Source organism: Pseudoalteromonas sp. HF66, assembly GCF_011806445.1.
Lineage (GTDB): Bacteria > Pseudomonadota > Gammaproteobacteria > Enterobacterales > Alteromonadaceae > Pseudoalteromonas > Pseudoalteromonas apostichopi.
Window position 1 is genome coordinate 222082 of the sequence record NZ_JAATOU010000002.1, and the last position, 15733, is coordinate 237814.

Consider the following 15733-nt stretch of genomic DNA (forward strand, 5'->3'; position numbering starts at 1 on the left):
AGGCTGGTTTTTTATTTATTAATAATGTTAGCTCATAGCCATCATCATTTTTGCAGGATCTTCTAAATAAGACTTCCACAAGTTATTGAAGCGGGCAATTGTTCCGCCATCAATCACTCGATGGTCGCCAGACCAGCTTACTTGCATAATGGCTGCTGAAACCACATTACCCTGTTCGTCAAAACGAGGTAAATGTTGTAACTTACCTAATGCAACAATGGCCACTTCTGGTTTATTGATGATCGGGGTTGCAATTGTGCCGCCAATAGCACCAATGTTAGAGATACTAATTGTACCGCCTTTTAAATCATCTGGTGATACACGTCCATCCCGTGCAGCTTCAGTTAAGCGCGTAACTTCATTTGCAACATCAACAATACTCTTTGACTGACATGCTTTAACATTTGGTACTAATAAGCCAATCTTAGAATCAACCGCCATACCAATGTTATGGTCGTCAAAATAAGTCAGCTCACTACAATCATCATTCACTTGTGAGTTAAGTACTGGGAACTGCTTCATTGCAAGCGATAGAGCTTTGATAAAGAATGGCATCATAGTTAACTTAACGCCCTGTTGCTTATACTGCTCTTTAAGTTCGCTTCGCATAGCAATCAATTTTGTCAGGTCAATTTCGTCACAAAAAGTAAAATGCGGAATTGTCGATACTGACGCAACCATTTGCTTAGCCATTGCCGCTTTAATGCCTTTAATAGGCTCAACATGACTACCACCAGCTGTGGATGCTGCAGTTTTTACAGGCTCTGCCGCTTTAGGAACAGCTTGTTGTGTTACTGCTTGGCTTGGTGATTCGTTCAAGAAATCTTCGATGTCTTGCTTGTAAATTCGGCCATTTTTACCAGAGCCTGGTACTTGCGTTAAATCTACATCAAGTTCACGTGCTTTACGACGAACAGCTGGTGAAGCAACTGCTTTCTTATTAAGTTGTTTAGTCTCATTTGATGCAGACACATGCTTTTGTGCTTGCTTAGTCGCTGCATTTGTTTGCGCTTTAACTACCGCAGAGCTTACATCAGGCTCTGAGTTTTGGCCTACAATGCTCATTTGGAATAATGGACTGTGAACAGCGGCAATATCGCCTTTCTTATAATAAAGCTTTTCAACTTTACCTGTATATTTAGCCGGAATTTGAACCAATGCTTTGTCTGTCATTACATCACACACAGCTTGGTCTTCAACGATTTCATCACCTTCGCTGACTAACCACTCAACGATTTCACACTCAACAATACCTTCACCGATGTCAGGTAAAATGAAATCTTCTAAATGTTCACCAGATTCAGGTATTGCGGCTGCTTCAACTGGAGCTTGAGCTTCTTCGTTTTGCGTAGGTGCTTCACCATCAACATCCATCGCAAATAATGGCGCATGTACTTTAGCAATATCACCTTTTGCATAATAAAGCTTACTGATCACACCATCATGGACAGCTGGAATTTGCACAAGCGCTTTGTCGGTCATGACGTCACAAATTGGCTGATCTTCTTTTACAGAATCGCCCTCTGCAACTAACCATTCAACAATTTCACATTCTACGATGCCTTCGCCGATATCTGGCAAGATAAAATCTTTAGACATACTGACTCCTAAAACTCTACAGATTGCTTAATCGCAGCAAGCACTTTAAGTGCATCTGGCACATATTCTTTTTCAAGTGCTAATGGGTATGGCGTATCTAAACCACACACTCGAGCAATTGGCGATTCAAGGTGTAAGAAACACTCTTGTTGAATTGTTGCAACGATTTCTGCACCAAAACCATTTGTGATTGGCGCTTCGTGGCTAACCACTAAACGACCGGTTTTGGTTACTGATTTAGCGATTGTCTCAACATCCCACGGTAAAATAGTTCGTAAGTCGATGACTTCACAACTAATTCCTTGCTCTGCAGCTTTTTTAGCGGCATCTTCAACGATTTCCATTTGTGCACCCCAAGCAAGCAAAGTAACATCAGTACCCTCTTGAATGACTTCTGCTTTACCAAGCTCGATGCTGTAATCCTCTTCTGGTACCTCACCTGTTGATGCACGGTATAAGCGTTTTGGCTCAAAGAAAATAACTGGGTTATCATCTTTAATTGATGCACGAAGCAAACCTTTTGCTTGATAAGGGTTACGTGGCACAACAAGTTTCAAACCCGGTGTATGAGCAAAATAAGCTTCTGGTGATTGTGAATGATATAAACCACCCGCAATACCACCGCCATAAGGAGTACGAATTGTTAGGTTGCCTACATTAAATTCATTACCACTACGGTAACGGAATTTAGCAGATTCATTTACGATTTGGTCAAATGCAGGAAAAATATAATCTGCAAATTGAATTTCAGCTAAAGCAGGCGCACCAAACGCAGCTAGACCATTAGCAAAACCTAAAATACCTTGCTCAGTTAATGGTGTATTAAACACACGGTGCTTACCATATTTTTCTTGTAAGCCAGATGTTGCACGGAATACACCACCAAAATAGCCAACGTCTTCACCAAAAATACATGCATTTGGATGCTCTGCCATGGTGATATCAAGGGCAGAGTTAATTGCATGAAGCATGTTCATTTTAGCCATTACTTTAATCTCCCTGCAGTTGTTGGATAAGCATCAGGATGCTGCAAAATGTGCTCTTTTAATTCTTCGTATTGTTTTTGCAGTGTTGGAATTGGCTTATCATAAACATCAGAAATAAGATCTTCTAATGCTGGTTTTGCAACTTTTTCAGCGCGTTTAAGAGCAGCTAAGATTTCTTCACGAATTGTTTCTTTATCTTTTGCGTCTTGCGCTTCGTCTAACCAACCTTGTTTTAATAACCACTTACGGAAACGCTCAATTGGACAGCCTTTATGTTTTGCTTCTTCGTCTTTTGTACGGTAGCCGCTAGGATCGTCACTGGTTGAGTGAGCACCTAAACGATAGGCAATCGATTCAATTAAAACTGGTTCACCTTTGGTAGTAGCAATTTCACGGGCTTTTTTCGTTGCAGCATAAACTGCAAGCGCATCAGCACCGTCAACACGAATTGTTTTAATGCCATAGCCAACACCGCGTGATGCAATACCATCACCTTTAAATTGTTCATCTGCAGGTGTTGATATCGCATAGCCATTATTACGTGCAAAGAAGATAACCGGTGCTTCATGAACTGCAGCCATATTTAAACCAGCATGAAAATCACCTTCAGATGCCGCACCTTCGCCAAAATAACAAATGGTGATGTTATCAATCGTACTGTTCAACTCACCTGTTTGGGCATCAATGTGACGAACTTTTTGACCATACGCATAACCTGTTGCTTGCGGAATTTGCGTACCAAGCGGAGATGAAATGGTCATATAGTTGAGTTCGCGTGAGCCGTAGTGAATTGGCATTTGGCGACCTTTACCCAAATCTTTTTCGTTTGAAAACATTTGGTTCATGAATTGGTCTAGGCTAAAACCACGATAGCGTAAAGCGGCTTGTTCACGGTACTGGGCCATGATCATGTCATTTTGGTCAAGCGCTGCAGCCGATGCCGTTACAGCAGCCTCTTCACCTAAACATTGCATGTAAAAGCTAACTCGACCTTGACGCTGTGCTGCTTGCATACGCTCATCAAGCGCTCTAATAAAACGCATTGTCTCGTATAAACGGATTGCTGTTGCTTTGTCGATATCGGGTGCGGTTGCACCTTCGTGGATGTCGCCTTCCTCATTAAGAATGCTTAATGTAGGGATCGTTAATGCGTGACCATCAATAAATGACAGTTCATGATTAATGTTTAGCGATACGTTATTTGGATTACTCATAACCTACCTTCTTTCGTTGTCAGAAACCTACGCCACTGCCCTTATTACTATTTTTATCAGCATGAGCTGTAAGGATAAAGTTTGCGTAATATTCAATCTAATTAAATTAAACTGCCGTCACTTTACGTTAACGTAAGTTGTTATTCAACTAATCATAGACGAATAGGTGATAAATGGCTAAAAACGCATGGAAAGTTAACTATACAACGAAATAAATTCTTTATTGTCATATAGTTAACCAAAAATCGGTGGGTGATAATGCAGAGATTTTAAATAAAGTTGCTATCAACTTGCATTGGGACAACTGTAAGTAAAGCACGTTGACCTAAGGCTACATCAGCATTTGGGAAGATAATAGCTTCGCCGTCCACTTCCGCTTCATATCTGGTCTGACCATCAGTTGCTAATAAATCCCCCTTTGCAAAACCGGTGAAATTTTCGACATCATCAGCAAATGGGAAACTAAAATCTTCGCAAGTACGGTTTATTGTTCTATAAACTGAAAACAACTCAAAATCCCCTGCATTAAATTCTTTGTAATTAACAGTTTCCTGACTAATTAATGCAATTAATGTTTGTTTGGTTTTCTCAAATCGTGACATATCATTTTCGCCAAATGGCTTTACTTGACCAAGCTCTACGGTAAATGAATCAGCACCATGTACAAACGATGAGTAGTAGCTAAAAGTTGTTGCCGCTGATTTCATCATTAATACAGTGTTTACACCACAGCTAAGTAAGAATTGCAGCTGTGATTTTTTCCACGGTTTACCATGTAAGAATGGATACACAGCGAACTTTTCATTTTTAGAGCCTCGAATTGCAGTATGCAGGTCATAATGAAAACGTTCACTACCTTGGTTGCCTCTTGCAAAGAAATCAGAAACTACATCTTCAAGTAGCTTTGCACGAACTCGCTCAGGATTTGAATCAACCCCCTCAACAGTGTGATGACCATTAAATAAACGATTTAAGTTTTCATCAACAAAGCGTTTACCGATATTTATCGATTTTGGATTACCAAAAATAAACAATACACGCTGTTTAAGTACAAGTTCTTGTGTAATGATTGCCTTGATTAATTGGTCACAGATTTCAATTGGTGCTGTTTCGTTACCGTGCACCGCACTCGAAAGTACAATATCTTTGTTTGTTTGCTCTTTTGGTTGAAACTCTATGATGCCAGTATCGTGAACTGTGACATCAGTGCCGTTTTCAAGGTTAAAAGCACAAGAATCTAGTGAAAATTCATTGTTTCGGGTTAGTGTTAAAAAGTCGCCAGTACTTTTTAATTTTTGGAGATATGAAGGAGTTGAATAGCTCATAGTTCTATCCTAAAAATACGTGAGAGTAGAATACAAAAACGGCTGAGAATCTCAGCCGTTTTAAAGGGTAAAAAAGAATTTAGCTAATTACTGAATCAACCAGCTTTTTCGCTTCTTTTTCTAATAATGCTAGATGCTCTTCACCTTTGAATGATTCAAGGTAAATTTTATAAATGTCTTCAGTGCCCGATGGACGAGCAGCGAACCAACCGTTTTCGGTAACAACCTTCAAACCACCAATAGCCGCATTATTACCCGGTGCATGGGTTAGCTTCTGTGTAATTGTATCGCCTGCTAACGTGTTTGCTTTTACATCGTCTGCTGATAACGCTTTTAAACGTGATTTTTGCTGCGCATCAGCGGGAGCATCAATACGCTTGTAAATAGGTGCACCGAACTCTTGTTCAAGCTCTTTATAAAGCTGTGACGGTGTTTTACCCGTTACCGCTAAAATCTCAGCAGCTAGTAAGCCTAAAATAAAGCCATCTTTATCAGTGTTCCACACGGTACCATCGAAGCGTAAAAAAGACGCCCCTGCACTTTCTTCACCACCAAAAGCGAGAGTACCTTTGCTTAGACCTTCAACAAACCATTTAAAGCCTACAGGTACTTCTTTTACTGCACGGTTATTTCGAGTAACCACTTTATCAATCATGCCGCTAGATACTAGGGTTTTGCCAATAGCAACATCTTTTGACCAGTTACGGTTATTTAATAAATAGTCAATTGCAACTGCTAAAAAGTGATTTGGGTTCATTAAACCATCAGGTGTCACTATACCGTGACGGTCATAATCTGGGTCATTTCCAATACCGATATCATAGTCATCTTTTAGCGCAATAAGGTTAGTCATTGCATAAGGAGATGAACAATCCATACGAATTTTGCCATCTTTATCTAAAGGCATGAACGAGAACGTTGGATCAACAGACTTATTTACGACCGTTATGTCTAAATTATATTTTTCTGCAATTACAGGCCAAAAATTGATACCTGAACCACCTAAAGGATCCACACCTATTTTGATTTTTGCATCGCTGATTGCTTTTAAATTAACGATGTTAACTAAATCATCTACGTATGGTGTAATTAAATCTTGGTACTTAATAAAGCCCGAGCGTGATGCTTTAGCATAAGGGAATAACTCTACTTCAACTAAATCTTCTAAAAGTAATTGATTCGCTCTGTCTTCAATCCATTTAGTCACATCAGTGTCAGCAGGGCCACCGTTTGGTGGGTTGTATTTAAAGCCACCGTCTTCTGGCGGGTTATGTGAAGGTGTTACAACAATCCCATCTGCTAATTCATTTGGGTTTTCTTTATTATGACAAACAACAGCATGACTGATTACAGGAGTTGGTGTGTAATCATCATTTTCTTGTGCGATGACTTGTACTTCGTTTGCAACAAGTACTTCAATTGCAGAGTTAAAAGCGGCTTCACTCAATGCATGGGTATCTTTACCAAGGAATAGTGGGCCAAAAATGTTATTTTCTTTACGGTAATCACAAATTGCTTGTGTGATCGCTAAAATATGCGATTCATTAAATTTTACATCGAACGAACAACCACGATGGCCAGAAGTACCAAAAGCAACACAGTGCTCTGGGTTTTGTTCCAGATCAGGTTCATTTAAGTAATAAGCCGAGATCAGTTTTGGTACATTCACTAAGCTTGATTGCGGTGCAGGTTTACCTGCATCAGGATGAATCGCCATATTATTTCCTTATGGATTATAAGTAATCACGAATTTTTTCTGCTTCATCCGCGCTATAGCCTAAGCACAGTGCCACTTCGTGAAGCATCATTTTTTTTCTGGTTGTATTTGAATTTGTCATCACCCAATACTCAGTATCAGTGATATTTTTTGGATTCATGCTGCTACCGCTTTCAAGAAGTGCTTCTTTGCTTGTAGCAAAATAAACACGGTCACGGCCTTTAATTTCAAGTACGTTAGCAAAATCTTTCTTATGCGTTCTGTATAAAGCAGCAAGTATAAATAAGAATCGACCAACAACACCTTTTTGCATTGCTAGCTCTTCTTTGTTTAATACATTAAACACATTACCTTTCACTTGTGTCGATGCTGTGACAGTTTCAGCAGCCTCGTCAACATTTTCGTCGCTTGGTTCGAGACTTGATTCTTGTTTTGCTTCTTCTTTTACTTCAACAACTGGGTGTTCTTGTTCAGTTTTAGTAGTTGTTTCAACTGGGGCATTGGCGCCATCAGAGAGGTTTAATAAACGACGTAAAATGGTTGATGCACTTTCACCAATACTTTGCGTGTTGCTTGCAATGTATTGATATAACTCGTCGTCTATGTCGATTTTTTTCATGTTATTCCTGTCTTTACGGGTCACATTTTAAAAGTTCTCAATGATTATACCTAAGCTCGCAGCAATTCTCTATGTTTTGCATTTTGTAATTTCACTAGGCAAAATACTGCCATTAAAATTAGGAGTTGAAAATGCTATTAAACTACCAACAATTGGGTCAAGGTTCAGACGTTGTATTGATCCATGGTTTGTTTGGCTCGCTTGAAAACCTCAATGTAATTGCAAAAGCCTTAGCTGAAAATTACCGGGTTACCAATATTGATTTACGTAACCACGGTAGATCTTTTCACAGTGATACAATGAATTATCACGCAATGGCTAATGATGTTAGTGAATTACTAAAACATTTAAATATAAGTAAGGCTCACATCATTGGGCATTCAATGGGTGGTAAAGTTGCCATGCAATTAGCACTTAATCATCCGTCGCTCATCGATAAACTTGTGGTGTTAGACATTTCTCCTGTTGCCAATGCCCCCCGTCATAGCGCTATTTTTTCAGGCCTCAATGAGGTGGCAGAGTCAAATGTAACTGATAGAAAAACCGCTGATGAGATTCTTGCAAAACACATTGATGAGATGGGTGTCCGTCAGTTTTTATTGAAAAGTTTTGCTAAGAATGACGAAGGCAAATACCAATGGCGCTTTAATTTAGCGGTTTTATATCAGCAGTATGAAAATATTTTAGCGCGAGTTGGTGAAAATGATTCTTGTTTATGTGATACTTTGTTCATCAAAGGTAATGATTCAGATTACATTTTAGCTGAGCATCGACCCGCAATTATGGCTTTATTTCCTAATGCTAAAGCAAAAATTATTCATGGTGCAGGTCATTGGCTACATGCGCAAAAACCACTTGCCGTTAATAAAGCAATCAGTGATTTTTTAGCACAATAATTGCGCTGATAAAATTCGCTGTTTTTGATCGTGCGCACTAAATTATTACAAATTTTTGTGCTATAGTACGCGCCGTTTAATTTAAAGGTTTATACGTTGATGGTCAGTCAGTTAATTAACGAATTTGATACCTTAGGGTTGTATTTTGGCTTAGCTGGTATTTTCTTTTTTATTGGAATGGCAATTCAAGATGTCCTTAAAAAAGGTGATGTACCACGATTTGGCCGATACATCGTTTGGTTAGTGCTATTTTTAGGCTGTTCTGGGTTTATAGCGAAAGGGCTTATTCAAGTCTTCTGGCAAGGCGCAGGTGTGGGCTAGACATGGCAAAGTCAGAAACAGATAGAACAACACCCGATTTATTTGAATACGAAAAACGTCCAGGTAGACCTAAAACGAATCCCCTACCTCGTGACATGCAATTAAAAGTAAATAAACGTAATCAAATAAAGCGAGATAAAGCACGTGGTTTAAAGCGTGTAGAATTTAAGGTTTCATCACAGTTATATCAAGCATTAAGCGATATGGCAGATGCGCAGAATATTAGCCGTAGCGCGTTGATTGAAACAATTTTACAAGAAAGATTGGCTATTGATAGATAGAAGGTTTTAAATCCATGTCAAGCGTAGGTATTTTTTTCGGAAGTGACACAGGCAATACTGAACACGTAGCTAAAATGATTCAAAAGGAATTAGGTAAAAAGCTAGTTGCAGTTCATGACATTGCAAAAAGTTCAAAAGAAGAGATTGCTGAATTCGATTTATTGTTATTCGGTATTCCAACTTGGTACTACGGTGAAGCTCAATGTGACTGGGATGACTTCTTCCCTGAATTAGAAGAAGTTGACTTTGAAGGTAAACTAGTAGCTATCTTCGGCTGCGGTGACCAAGAAGACTATGCTGAATACTTCTTAGATGCAATGGGTATGATCAACGATATCGTAACTGAGCGTGGTGCAATCGTTGTTGGTCATTGGTCTACAGAAGGTTATGACTTTGAAGCATCAAAAGCTCTTATAGATGACAGCAATTTTGTTGGCTTAGGTATTGATGAAGACCGTCAACCAGAACTTACAGAAAAGCGTGTTAAAGACTGGTGTGCTCAGGTTTATGAAGAAATGTGTTTAGCAGAACTTGCTGATTAATAACAAGTACTACTCGCATTTACTAGCTGATGTAAAGATGCACAACCAGTTCATTTTTGTTCAAAAAAACTGCAACAAGACGAATTGTTCTTTGCACTTAGTAACTAGGCACGTTATTCTAACAGTTGCTAATGTGTCGTGTGCATCTTAATGATGCCTAGTAAAACTAAATAAAATTGAGACAGATTGAATGACTGATCACAACTTGGAATTAAAAAAAGCAGGGTTAAAAGTAACACTGCCTCGTATTAAAATTTTAGAGATTTTACAATCTCCAGACAACCAACACATCAGCGCTGAAGATGTCTATAAAATTCTTTTAGACAAAGGCGAAGAGATTGGTCTTGCAACTGTCTACCGTGTTCTAAATCAATTTGATGATGCAGGTATTGTATCTCGCCACCACTTCGAAGGCGGAAAATCAGTATTTGAATTATCGGGTAGCACTCACCATGATCATTTAGTTTGCCTTAAATGTGGTAAGGTTGTTGAGTTTGAAGACGACACTATCGAACGTCGTCAAGAAGAGATCGCCAAAGAGAATGGCATCAAACTAACAAACCACTCTCTTTACCTATACGGTGAATGTGAAGACACTGCTGCGTGTAAAGAATTCGCTGAATCAAATAGCTAATTGAGTATTAAATTCAGACATAAAAAAACCTGCTTAGAAGCAGGTTTTTTTATGTCTGAATAGCAACTCGTTTAATTAAGTAATCTATTTTGAGGCAATAAAAACATCGTTGATAACAGGCAAAAAATCATTATTTAGTTGTTCTAAATGAGAAATTTTAACGCAGTTAGCGATAGATTTAACCCTTAAAATGACCAAGTATTATTACGAGTAGTATTAGAAATCAATTAGATGATATCTAATAGCTCAACGTCAAAGATTAGCGTTGAGAAAGGAGCGATTGCCGCACCAGCACCGCGCTCACCGTAAGCAAGTTCGTGTGGTACGTATAAACGCCACTTAGAACCAGTACCCATCATTTGTACCGCTTCAGTCCAACCTTTGATTACACCGCCCACAGGGAACTCAGCTGGTTGACCACGCTCATATGAGCTATCAAATACTGTACCATTGATTAGTGTACCGTGGTAATGTGCACGGATAGTTGAATCTGCAGTTGGCTTTTCACCGTCGCCTGCAGTAAGTACTTCATATTGAAGACCTGACTCAGTTACTGTTACTTCAGGACGTTTTGCATTTTCTTCTAAGAATGCAATACCTTCAGCTGCAAGAACTTTAGCTTCTTCTTCACGACGAGCTTGGATCTCAGCGTTGATTTTCTCAAATGCTGCTTGAATTGCTGGGATTTCAACTTGGAAATCGTTACCAGTGTATGCGTCTTTCATACCTTCAAATACAGAGTTTAAGTTTAAACCTTCAAATGGATTCGCCTTTAATTGCTCACCCATTTGTAAACCAATACCGTAACTTGCTTTTTCAGCGTCTGTTGTAAAATTATCTGACATGTTTTAATTCACGTTTATTTAGTTAAAAGACGTGGTCATACTAACATAAAAAAACAACGAATATCGCCTAGTTTTACTGCGTTTGCTCAGTGTTTGCACTAATTCGCAGCTTTATTTTATCAATAACGAAAGTCGCAACTGGTAAAGTGGCGATCATCGATGCAATAAAAAAGCCACTCATTAAGCCCTCTTTGCCTAACATGATTAAAGGCAAAACAATAAGCCCTATCGAAGAAATTACAAAGGCTGCGATAGTAGGCCAGTGTTTGTCGTATTTACCAATGAGATGACCAACTAATACATTAAAGCCTATTCCATAAGCTATTGAAGATAATAATCCGTAATCAGGTTGTGCATCATGGGCCATGGCAACGAGTACGTTGATTCCGCTGTGATAAAAATAAGAAAAGATACACCAAAGTAAAACATGTTTTACAAAACGTATTGGTGTAAAAGAAGACTCGCTTGTTGACATTACTTATCTCCAGATAGCAAAAAACCGCCCTGTAGGCGGTTTTTCTAAATAATGGTGGAGAGATAGGGATTTGAACCCTAGAGGGGCTACAAACCCCTGCCGGTTTTCAAGACCGGTGCATTCGACCACTCTGCCATCTCTCCGTACGGCGCGCATAATAGTGTTTACTGCGTACGTTGTAAAGCCTTAATTGTAAAAAACTTTAAAAAACTAAAATCTATAACTATCAATAATACTGCTTCGGGCGTTTTGCAATTAAAGAACACACCAGACAAACAATTAGGCTGACAAGTGCAAAGCCAGAGCCTTGAACAATCACATCAATTTTATTGAGGTTATAACTAGGTATGATGACTAACACGAATGCCGGTAAACAAGTGAGCGTTAAAACATAACAACATATTTTAAAGGCGCGACCAAAATCGAAACGTTTAGTGCTTTGCATCCACCATGTAAGGAAGAGTAATACAACTACTGCAGACAAGCCTAGATAATGAGGTTGATTAGTCGCCATAGCAACAAAGAAAGTGACTACAGCACCAATTATGCCCCAAATTGACCAAGCGAACCAATTTTCTTTTTCACGTAAAAATAAGTTTCCCATTGTTCTCGTCTTCTTTATCGTTATTTTTTTAAGACCATCCATACGTTAACAAAAAATAACCGATTAAAAAACACACTGAAGAAGAATTATTTCGTTTTTTGCATCCGTGCGCTTCTTACAGCTAAGCTAAATCTGAAAAAACTAACATAAGTAAGCTTAATAGTGTCTGACTGCTTAACTGTATAAAAGTTCCTACTATTTATAAATTCTCAAAAAACGTCTCTGGCTTGTGTCTAATTGGCTTTTTGATATCTACTTCTGGCGTGCCCAAATATAGGTAACCAACAATTTCATCTTCTTCTTTACAGCCAAGTGCTGCTTTCACTGCTGGACTCTGTGCAAAATAGCCTGTGCGCCAAATACCTCCTAAACCTTGTGCAAACGCAGCTTGTTGCATTGCAAGAACACTACATCCTGCACTTTGCACTTGCTCAATCCGAGGCACTTTTGGGTTTTCTGCTACATCTGCAATAGCAATTATCATCATAGGTGAACGCAGCGGTAATTCTTTTGCTCGATCAATCGTTCTTTGATCCTGTTTTTCAGCAACAGCAGCTTGGTGATAGATTTCACCCAATTTATTCCGAGCATCCCCCTCTACAACAATAAACCGCCAAGGAGCAATACAGCCATGATCTGGTACTTTGATAGCTGCGCGCTTAATAATTTCAAGTTGTTCTGCCGTAGGCCCTGGTGCTACAAGGCGAGGGTCTGATTGTCGAGTTTGTAATAGCGTTAAAGCGTCCATGAATGTTCCGTAAAAGCTTAAGACAAGGCCCCTATCAAGTAGAGGCAATATAACTCTAGCTTATCATTTATCTTTATTAGCAATAAAGCTATTCGGTACTTTTCTAGTTAACCAATAATCTAAACTAACGTAACGACCGCCACCTACAAAAAATAAACTTAACAGCATAACAAAGTAAATTGCGGAAAATTCAATCCCATTATTTAAGATCACAGGTTTCCCTTTTTCATAAAGGTATTCTGTATAACCATGAGTCTCTAGCAACTCGCGCATTTTAGTCAATCTCTCACTTGCTTCATCTGAATTAACCAAACTGGCTTCACTACCTGGTATTGAAAGCCAATTGAGAACTCTTGCTGGGCTAGTGCTTGCATCTGTGGGGGTTACAGCAAACCAGCCATTACTAGCGTGTACTGTAGTCGCTGCAACAACCATAGTGATCATCAAAGGAATTGCGGTTAAGCGGGTAAATAAACCTAATAAAAGAAATATCCCCCCTAAAAATTCTGTCCATGCCGCTAAAAATGCTAGTACGGAGGGCATTGGCAGGCCTAAGCCCCATTCGTTATTGCCAAACCATGCAACAATATCATTGGATGCTAAAAAGTATTGGTGGAAGTGAGTGACATCACCACTTAAGGCAAGTTTATTAAAACCTGCAATTATCATCACTGGAGCTAAAATTAAGCGAATTAAAAGGCTGGGTAGTCCATCTAAAAACTGAAAGTTGTTTAAGATGCGGTTGTATAAAGGTCGAAGATGTGTGTTCAACATAGCGGTCTCGTGACTAATTTTATTAATCACACAGACCGCGAGTTTTCTAGTTTACTTTCAATTATATTTTACGAGCAACTTGTAATGCTTCAAAAATTGCACGTTTTGCATCAATGGCTGCAGCAAGCTTGGCTCCTCCAATTACGTGTACTTTGGCGTTTTCAGTTTCTTTTTCAAAAGTTTCAGTATTTGAAACCTGACCAATACAAGCAATCACGGTATCTACATCTAAGATTTGTTCTTCACCTTTAACAGTAATTTTTAAACCTTTTTCATCAAAGCTTATGTACTGACACTCAGCAATTTGTTTTACATCGTGCTGTTTAGCAACTTGACGATGGATCCAACCTGTCGTTTTACCAAGCTCACTACCAAAACGCCCTGCACTGCGCTTAAGCATGTATATTTGGCGGTTGTCTTTATCAGGTGCAGCTTCACATTCAATGCCCCATTGAGTTTTGAACTGCTCTATAGTTTGCCCTTTATGCTCACTTAAAAAGGCAACCATATCAAAGCCTATACCTCCGGCACCAAGAATAGCAATTTTCTCACCAAGTTCGACTTCACCACGAATAACTTCATCATAAGCAAATACGCGTTTCCCATCTCCACATTCGATTTTGGCTTCACGCGGACGTACGCCCGTTGCAAACACCACATCATCGTATTGATTAAGCATATCATCAGTAAAGTCAGTACCAAGCTGCAAATCTACATTCAACCGCTTTAATTCATTAGTGAAATAATTGAGTGTATGGTTAAAGTCTTCTTTACCTGGCACTTGCATTGCTAAGTTAAACTGACCACCCATTTGCTCTTTACGTTCAATTAAGGTCACCTTGTGACCTTTCTCTGCTAGGTAACAACTTGCAGCAAGGCCAGCGGGGCCTGCACCAACAACCAGGACTAATCGTGAAAATTTTGCTTTTTCTAAACTGTAATCTAATTCAAAAGCCGCTTGTGGATTAACCAAACAAGTTGCACGTTTGTTTTTAAACACATGGTCTAAACAGCCCTGATTACAACCGATACAAATATTGATTTGCTCAGCTTTATTATTAACGTACTTATTGAAAAAATCAGGGTCCGCTAATAAAGGACGTGCCATCGAAATTAAATCTGACTCACCCGCCGCTAAAATACCATTAGCAATTTCTGGTGTATTAATGCGGTTAACCGCGATAACAGGCACTGATACCGTATCTTTTAAGCGTTTTGATGCTTCTTTAAATGCCCCCGGTGGTACCATACTTGCGATGGTTGGTACACGGGCTTCATGCCAACCTATACCGGTATTAAAAATATCGACACCTGCTTGTTCAAGAGCTAAAGCCTGTTGTTTTACTTCATCGGGCGTTGATCCATTAGGAATTAAATCCATCACTGACAAGCGAAATACTATAATGAATTTTTGACTCACTTTAGCGCGCACCGCTTTAACTATATCCAAAGCTAAGCGCATTCGATTTTCTAAACTACCACCATACTTGTCTGTTCTTTTATTGGTGTGGTTAGCCATAAACTCATTAATTAAATAACCTTCAGAACCCATGATTTCAACACCATCATAGCCTGCTTTTTCAGCTAGTTTTGCTGAATGTGCAAAGTCTTTTATGGTCTTTTTAATTGACCCTAACGACATCTCTTTAGGTTTATAAGGATTAATAGGAGCTTGAATTGCACTTGGCGCTTGATTAAATGGATGATATGCGTAGCGACCTGCATGCAATAATTGTAAGCAAATTTTACCGCCATGTTGATGTACGGCTTCTGTATAAGCTTTGTGTTTAATCACATCATAAAATGAATTAAATGTTGATGCGAATGGTGAGAGCTTACCGCGTAAATTAGGGCTATAGCCCCCTGTAATTATCAAACCCGTGCCACCTTTGGCACGTGCTTCGTAAAATGCACGTAAGCGTTTACGGTTATGCCAGCCTTCTTCTAAGCCAGTGTGCATTGAGCCCATAACCAAACGATTACGAAGTTCGGTATGCGGTAATTGTAATTTTTGTTCTAACATTGTGTGCCCCGTTAACTGGTCGAACCTCTATTAGAAATAGATTCTGCGGCAATAACTTAGAATAATCAACTTTTCGCTATTAATTAATCTGTAGCAAATTGTGGTTTTAAACACTCTGTTACTATTTAAC

General features: G+C 39.1%; 17 protein-coding genes and 1 tRNA gene. 5 read left to right on the forward strand and 13 right to left on the reverse strand.

Going from position 1 to position 15733, the window contains the following annotated elements:
* Nucleotides 1-27: 27 nt before the first annotated feature.
* From HCZ11_RS03840 to seqA, 6 genes are all read right to left on the reverse strand, one after another.
* Entirely contained in the window at nucleotides 28-1599 is a 1572-nt protein-coding gene (locus HCZ11_RS03840) for a dihydrolipoyllysine-residue acetyltransferase (RefSeq protein WP_167657703.1), read from the reverse strand.
* Nucleotides 1600-1607: 8 nt separating this feature from the next.
* Entirely contained in the window at nucleotides 1608-2585 is a 978-nt protein-coding gene (locus tag HCZ11_RS03845; protein ID WP_130051548.1) for an alpha-ketoacid dehydrogenase subunit beta, read from the reverse strand.
* A complete protein-coding gene (locus HCZ11_RS03850; RefSeq protein ID WP_167657704.1) occupies nucleotides 2585-3799 on the reverse strand; it encodes a thiamine pyrophosphate-dependent dehydrogenase E1 component subunit alpha in 1215 nt (404 codons plus the stop codon). Before HCZ11_RS03850 ends, HCZ11_RS03845 begins: the two co-directional genes overlap by 1 nt.
* 269 nt (nucleotides 3800-4068) lie before the next feature.
* Entirely contained in the window at nucleotides 4069-5124 is a 1056-nt protein-coding gene (gene astE, locus HCZ11_RS03855) for a succinylglutamate desuccinylase (RefSeq protein WP_167657705.1), read from the reverse strand.
* 79 nt (nucleotides 5125-5203) lie between these two features.
* Nucleotides 5204-6841, reverse strand: coding sequence for a phosphoglucomutase (alpha-D-glucose-1,6-bisphosphate-dependent) (gene pgm, locus HCZ11_RS03860; RefSeq protein WP_167657706.1), 1638 nt, complete (start codon nucleotides 6839-6841; stop codon nucleotides 5204-5206).
* A gap of 16 nt (nucleotides 6842-6857) precedes the next feature.
* Nucleotides 6858-7460: a replication initiation negative regulator SeqA gene (gene seqA, locus HCZ11_RS03865; RefSeq protein WP_167657707.1), complete on the reverse strand. Its 603-nt coding sequence runs from the start codon at nucleotides 7458-7460 to the stop codon at nucleotides 6858-6860.
* 131 nt (nucleotides 7461-7591) lie between these two features.
* Between seqA and HCZ11_RS03870 the strand changes: the two genes are divergently transcribed.
* The 5 genes from HCZ11_RS03870 (at nucleotide 7592) to fur (ending at nucleotide 10134) form a co-directional block, all read left to right on the forward strand.
* Nucleotides 7592-8356 (forward strand): alpha/beta fold hydrolase, encoded by a 765-nt coding sequence (locus tag HCZ11_RS03870; RefSeq protein ID WP_167657708.1) that lies wholly within the window; start codon nucleotides 7592-7594, stop codon nucleotides 8354-8356.
* A 99-nt stretch (nucleotides 8357-8455) separates the two neighbouring features.
* Nucleotides 8456-8677, forward strand: coding sequence for a DUF2788 domain-containing protein (locus HCZ11_RS03875; protein ID WP_036968243.1), 222 nt, complete (start codon nucleotides 8456-8458; stop codon nucleotides 8675-8677).
* Between the two features lie 2 nt (nucleotides 8678-8679).
* Nucleotides 8680-8958 carry a LexA regulated protein gene (gene ybfE, locus HCZ11_RS03880; RefSeq protein WP_004586673.1) on the forward strand — a complete coding sequence of 93 codons (279 nt, stop codon included), beginning with the start codon at nucleotides 8680-8682 and terminating at the stop codon, nucleotides 8956-8958.
* A 14-nt stretch (nucleotides 8959-8972) separates the two neighbouring features.
* On the forward strand, nucleotides 8973-9500 hold the full coding sequence (gene fldA / locus HCZ11_RS03885) for a flavodoxin FldA (RefSeq protein WP_130051554.1): 528 nt from the start codon (nucleotides 8973-8975) through the stop codon (nucleotides 9498-9500).
* A gap of 190 nt (nucleotides 9501-9690) precedes the next feature.
* Complete coding sequence (fur, locus tag HCZ11_RS03890; protein WP_130051555.1) at nucleotides 9691-10134, forward strand: ferric iron uptake transcriptional regulator; 444 nt, start codon at nucleotides 9691-9693, stop codon at nucleotides 10132-10134.
* A 227-nt stretch (nucleotides 10135-10361) separates the two neighbouring features.
* Here fur and HCZ11_RS03895 read toward each other — a convergent pair whose 3' ends face one another.
* The 7 genes from HCZ11_RS03895 to HCZ11_RS03925 all read right to left on the reverse strand — a co-directional run bounded on the left by HCZ11_RS03895 (nucleotide 10362) and on the right by HCZ11_RS03925 (nucleotide 15603).
* The gene (locus HCZ11_RS03895) at nucleotides 10362-10979 is read right to left on the reverse strand and encodes an FKBP-type peptidyl-prolyl cis-trans isomerase (protein WP_130051556.1); all 618 of its coding nucleotides are present in this window, start codon (nucleotides 10977-10979) and stop codon (nucleotides 10362-10364) included.
* A gap of 73 nt (nucleotides 10980-11052) precedes the next feature.
* Nucleotides 11053-11454: a hypothetical protein gene (locus HCZ11_RS03900; protein ID WP_167657709.1), complete on the reverse strand. Its 402-nt coding sequence runs from the start codon at nucleotides 11452-11454 to the stop codon at nucleotides 11053-11055.
* A gap of 52 nt (nucleotides 11455-11506) precedes the next feature.
* Nucleotides 11507-11597, reverse strand: a tRNA-Ser gene (locus HCZ11_RS03905).
* A gap of 83 nt (nucleotides 11598-11680) precedes the next feature.
* On the reverse strand, nucleotides 11681-12058 hold the full coding sequence (locus tag HCZ11_RS03910; protein WP_130051558.1) for a hypothetical protein: 378 nt from the start codon (nucleotides 12056-12058) through the stop codon (nucleotides 11681-11683).
* 199 nt (nucleotides 12059-12257) lie between these two features.
* The gene (locus HCZ11_RS03915) at nucleotides 12258-12806 is read right to left on the reverse strand and encodes an NAD(P)H nitroreductase (RefSeq protein ID WP_130051559.1); all 549 of its coding nucleotides are present in this window, start codon (nucleotides 12804-12806) and stop codon (nucleotides 12258-12260) included.
* Between the two features lie 63 nt (nucleotides 12807-12869).
* Nucleotides 12870-13580, reverse strand: a complete 711-nt coding sequence (locus HCZ11_RS03920) for a DoxX family protein (RefSeq protein WP_130051560.1) — start codon at nucleotides 13578-13580, stop codon at nucleotides 12870-12872.
* Between the two features lie 61 nt (nucleotides 13581-13641).
* Nucleotides 13642-15603 carry an FAD-dependent oxidoreductase gene (locus HCZ11_RS03925; RefSeq protein WP_167657710.1) on the reverse strand — a complete coding sequence of 654 codons (1962 nt, stop codon included), beginning with the start codon at nucleotides 15601-15603 and terminating at the stop codon, nucleotides 13642-13644.
* Nucleotides 15604-15733: the final 130 nt, after the last annotated feature.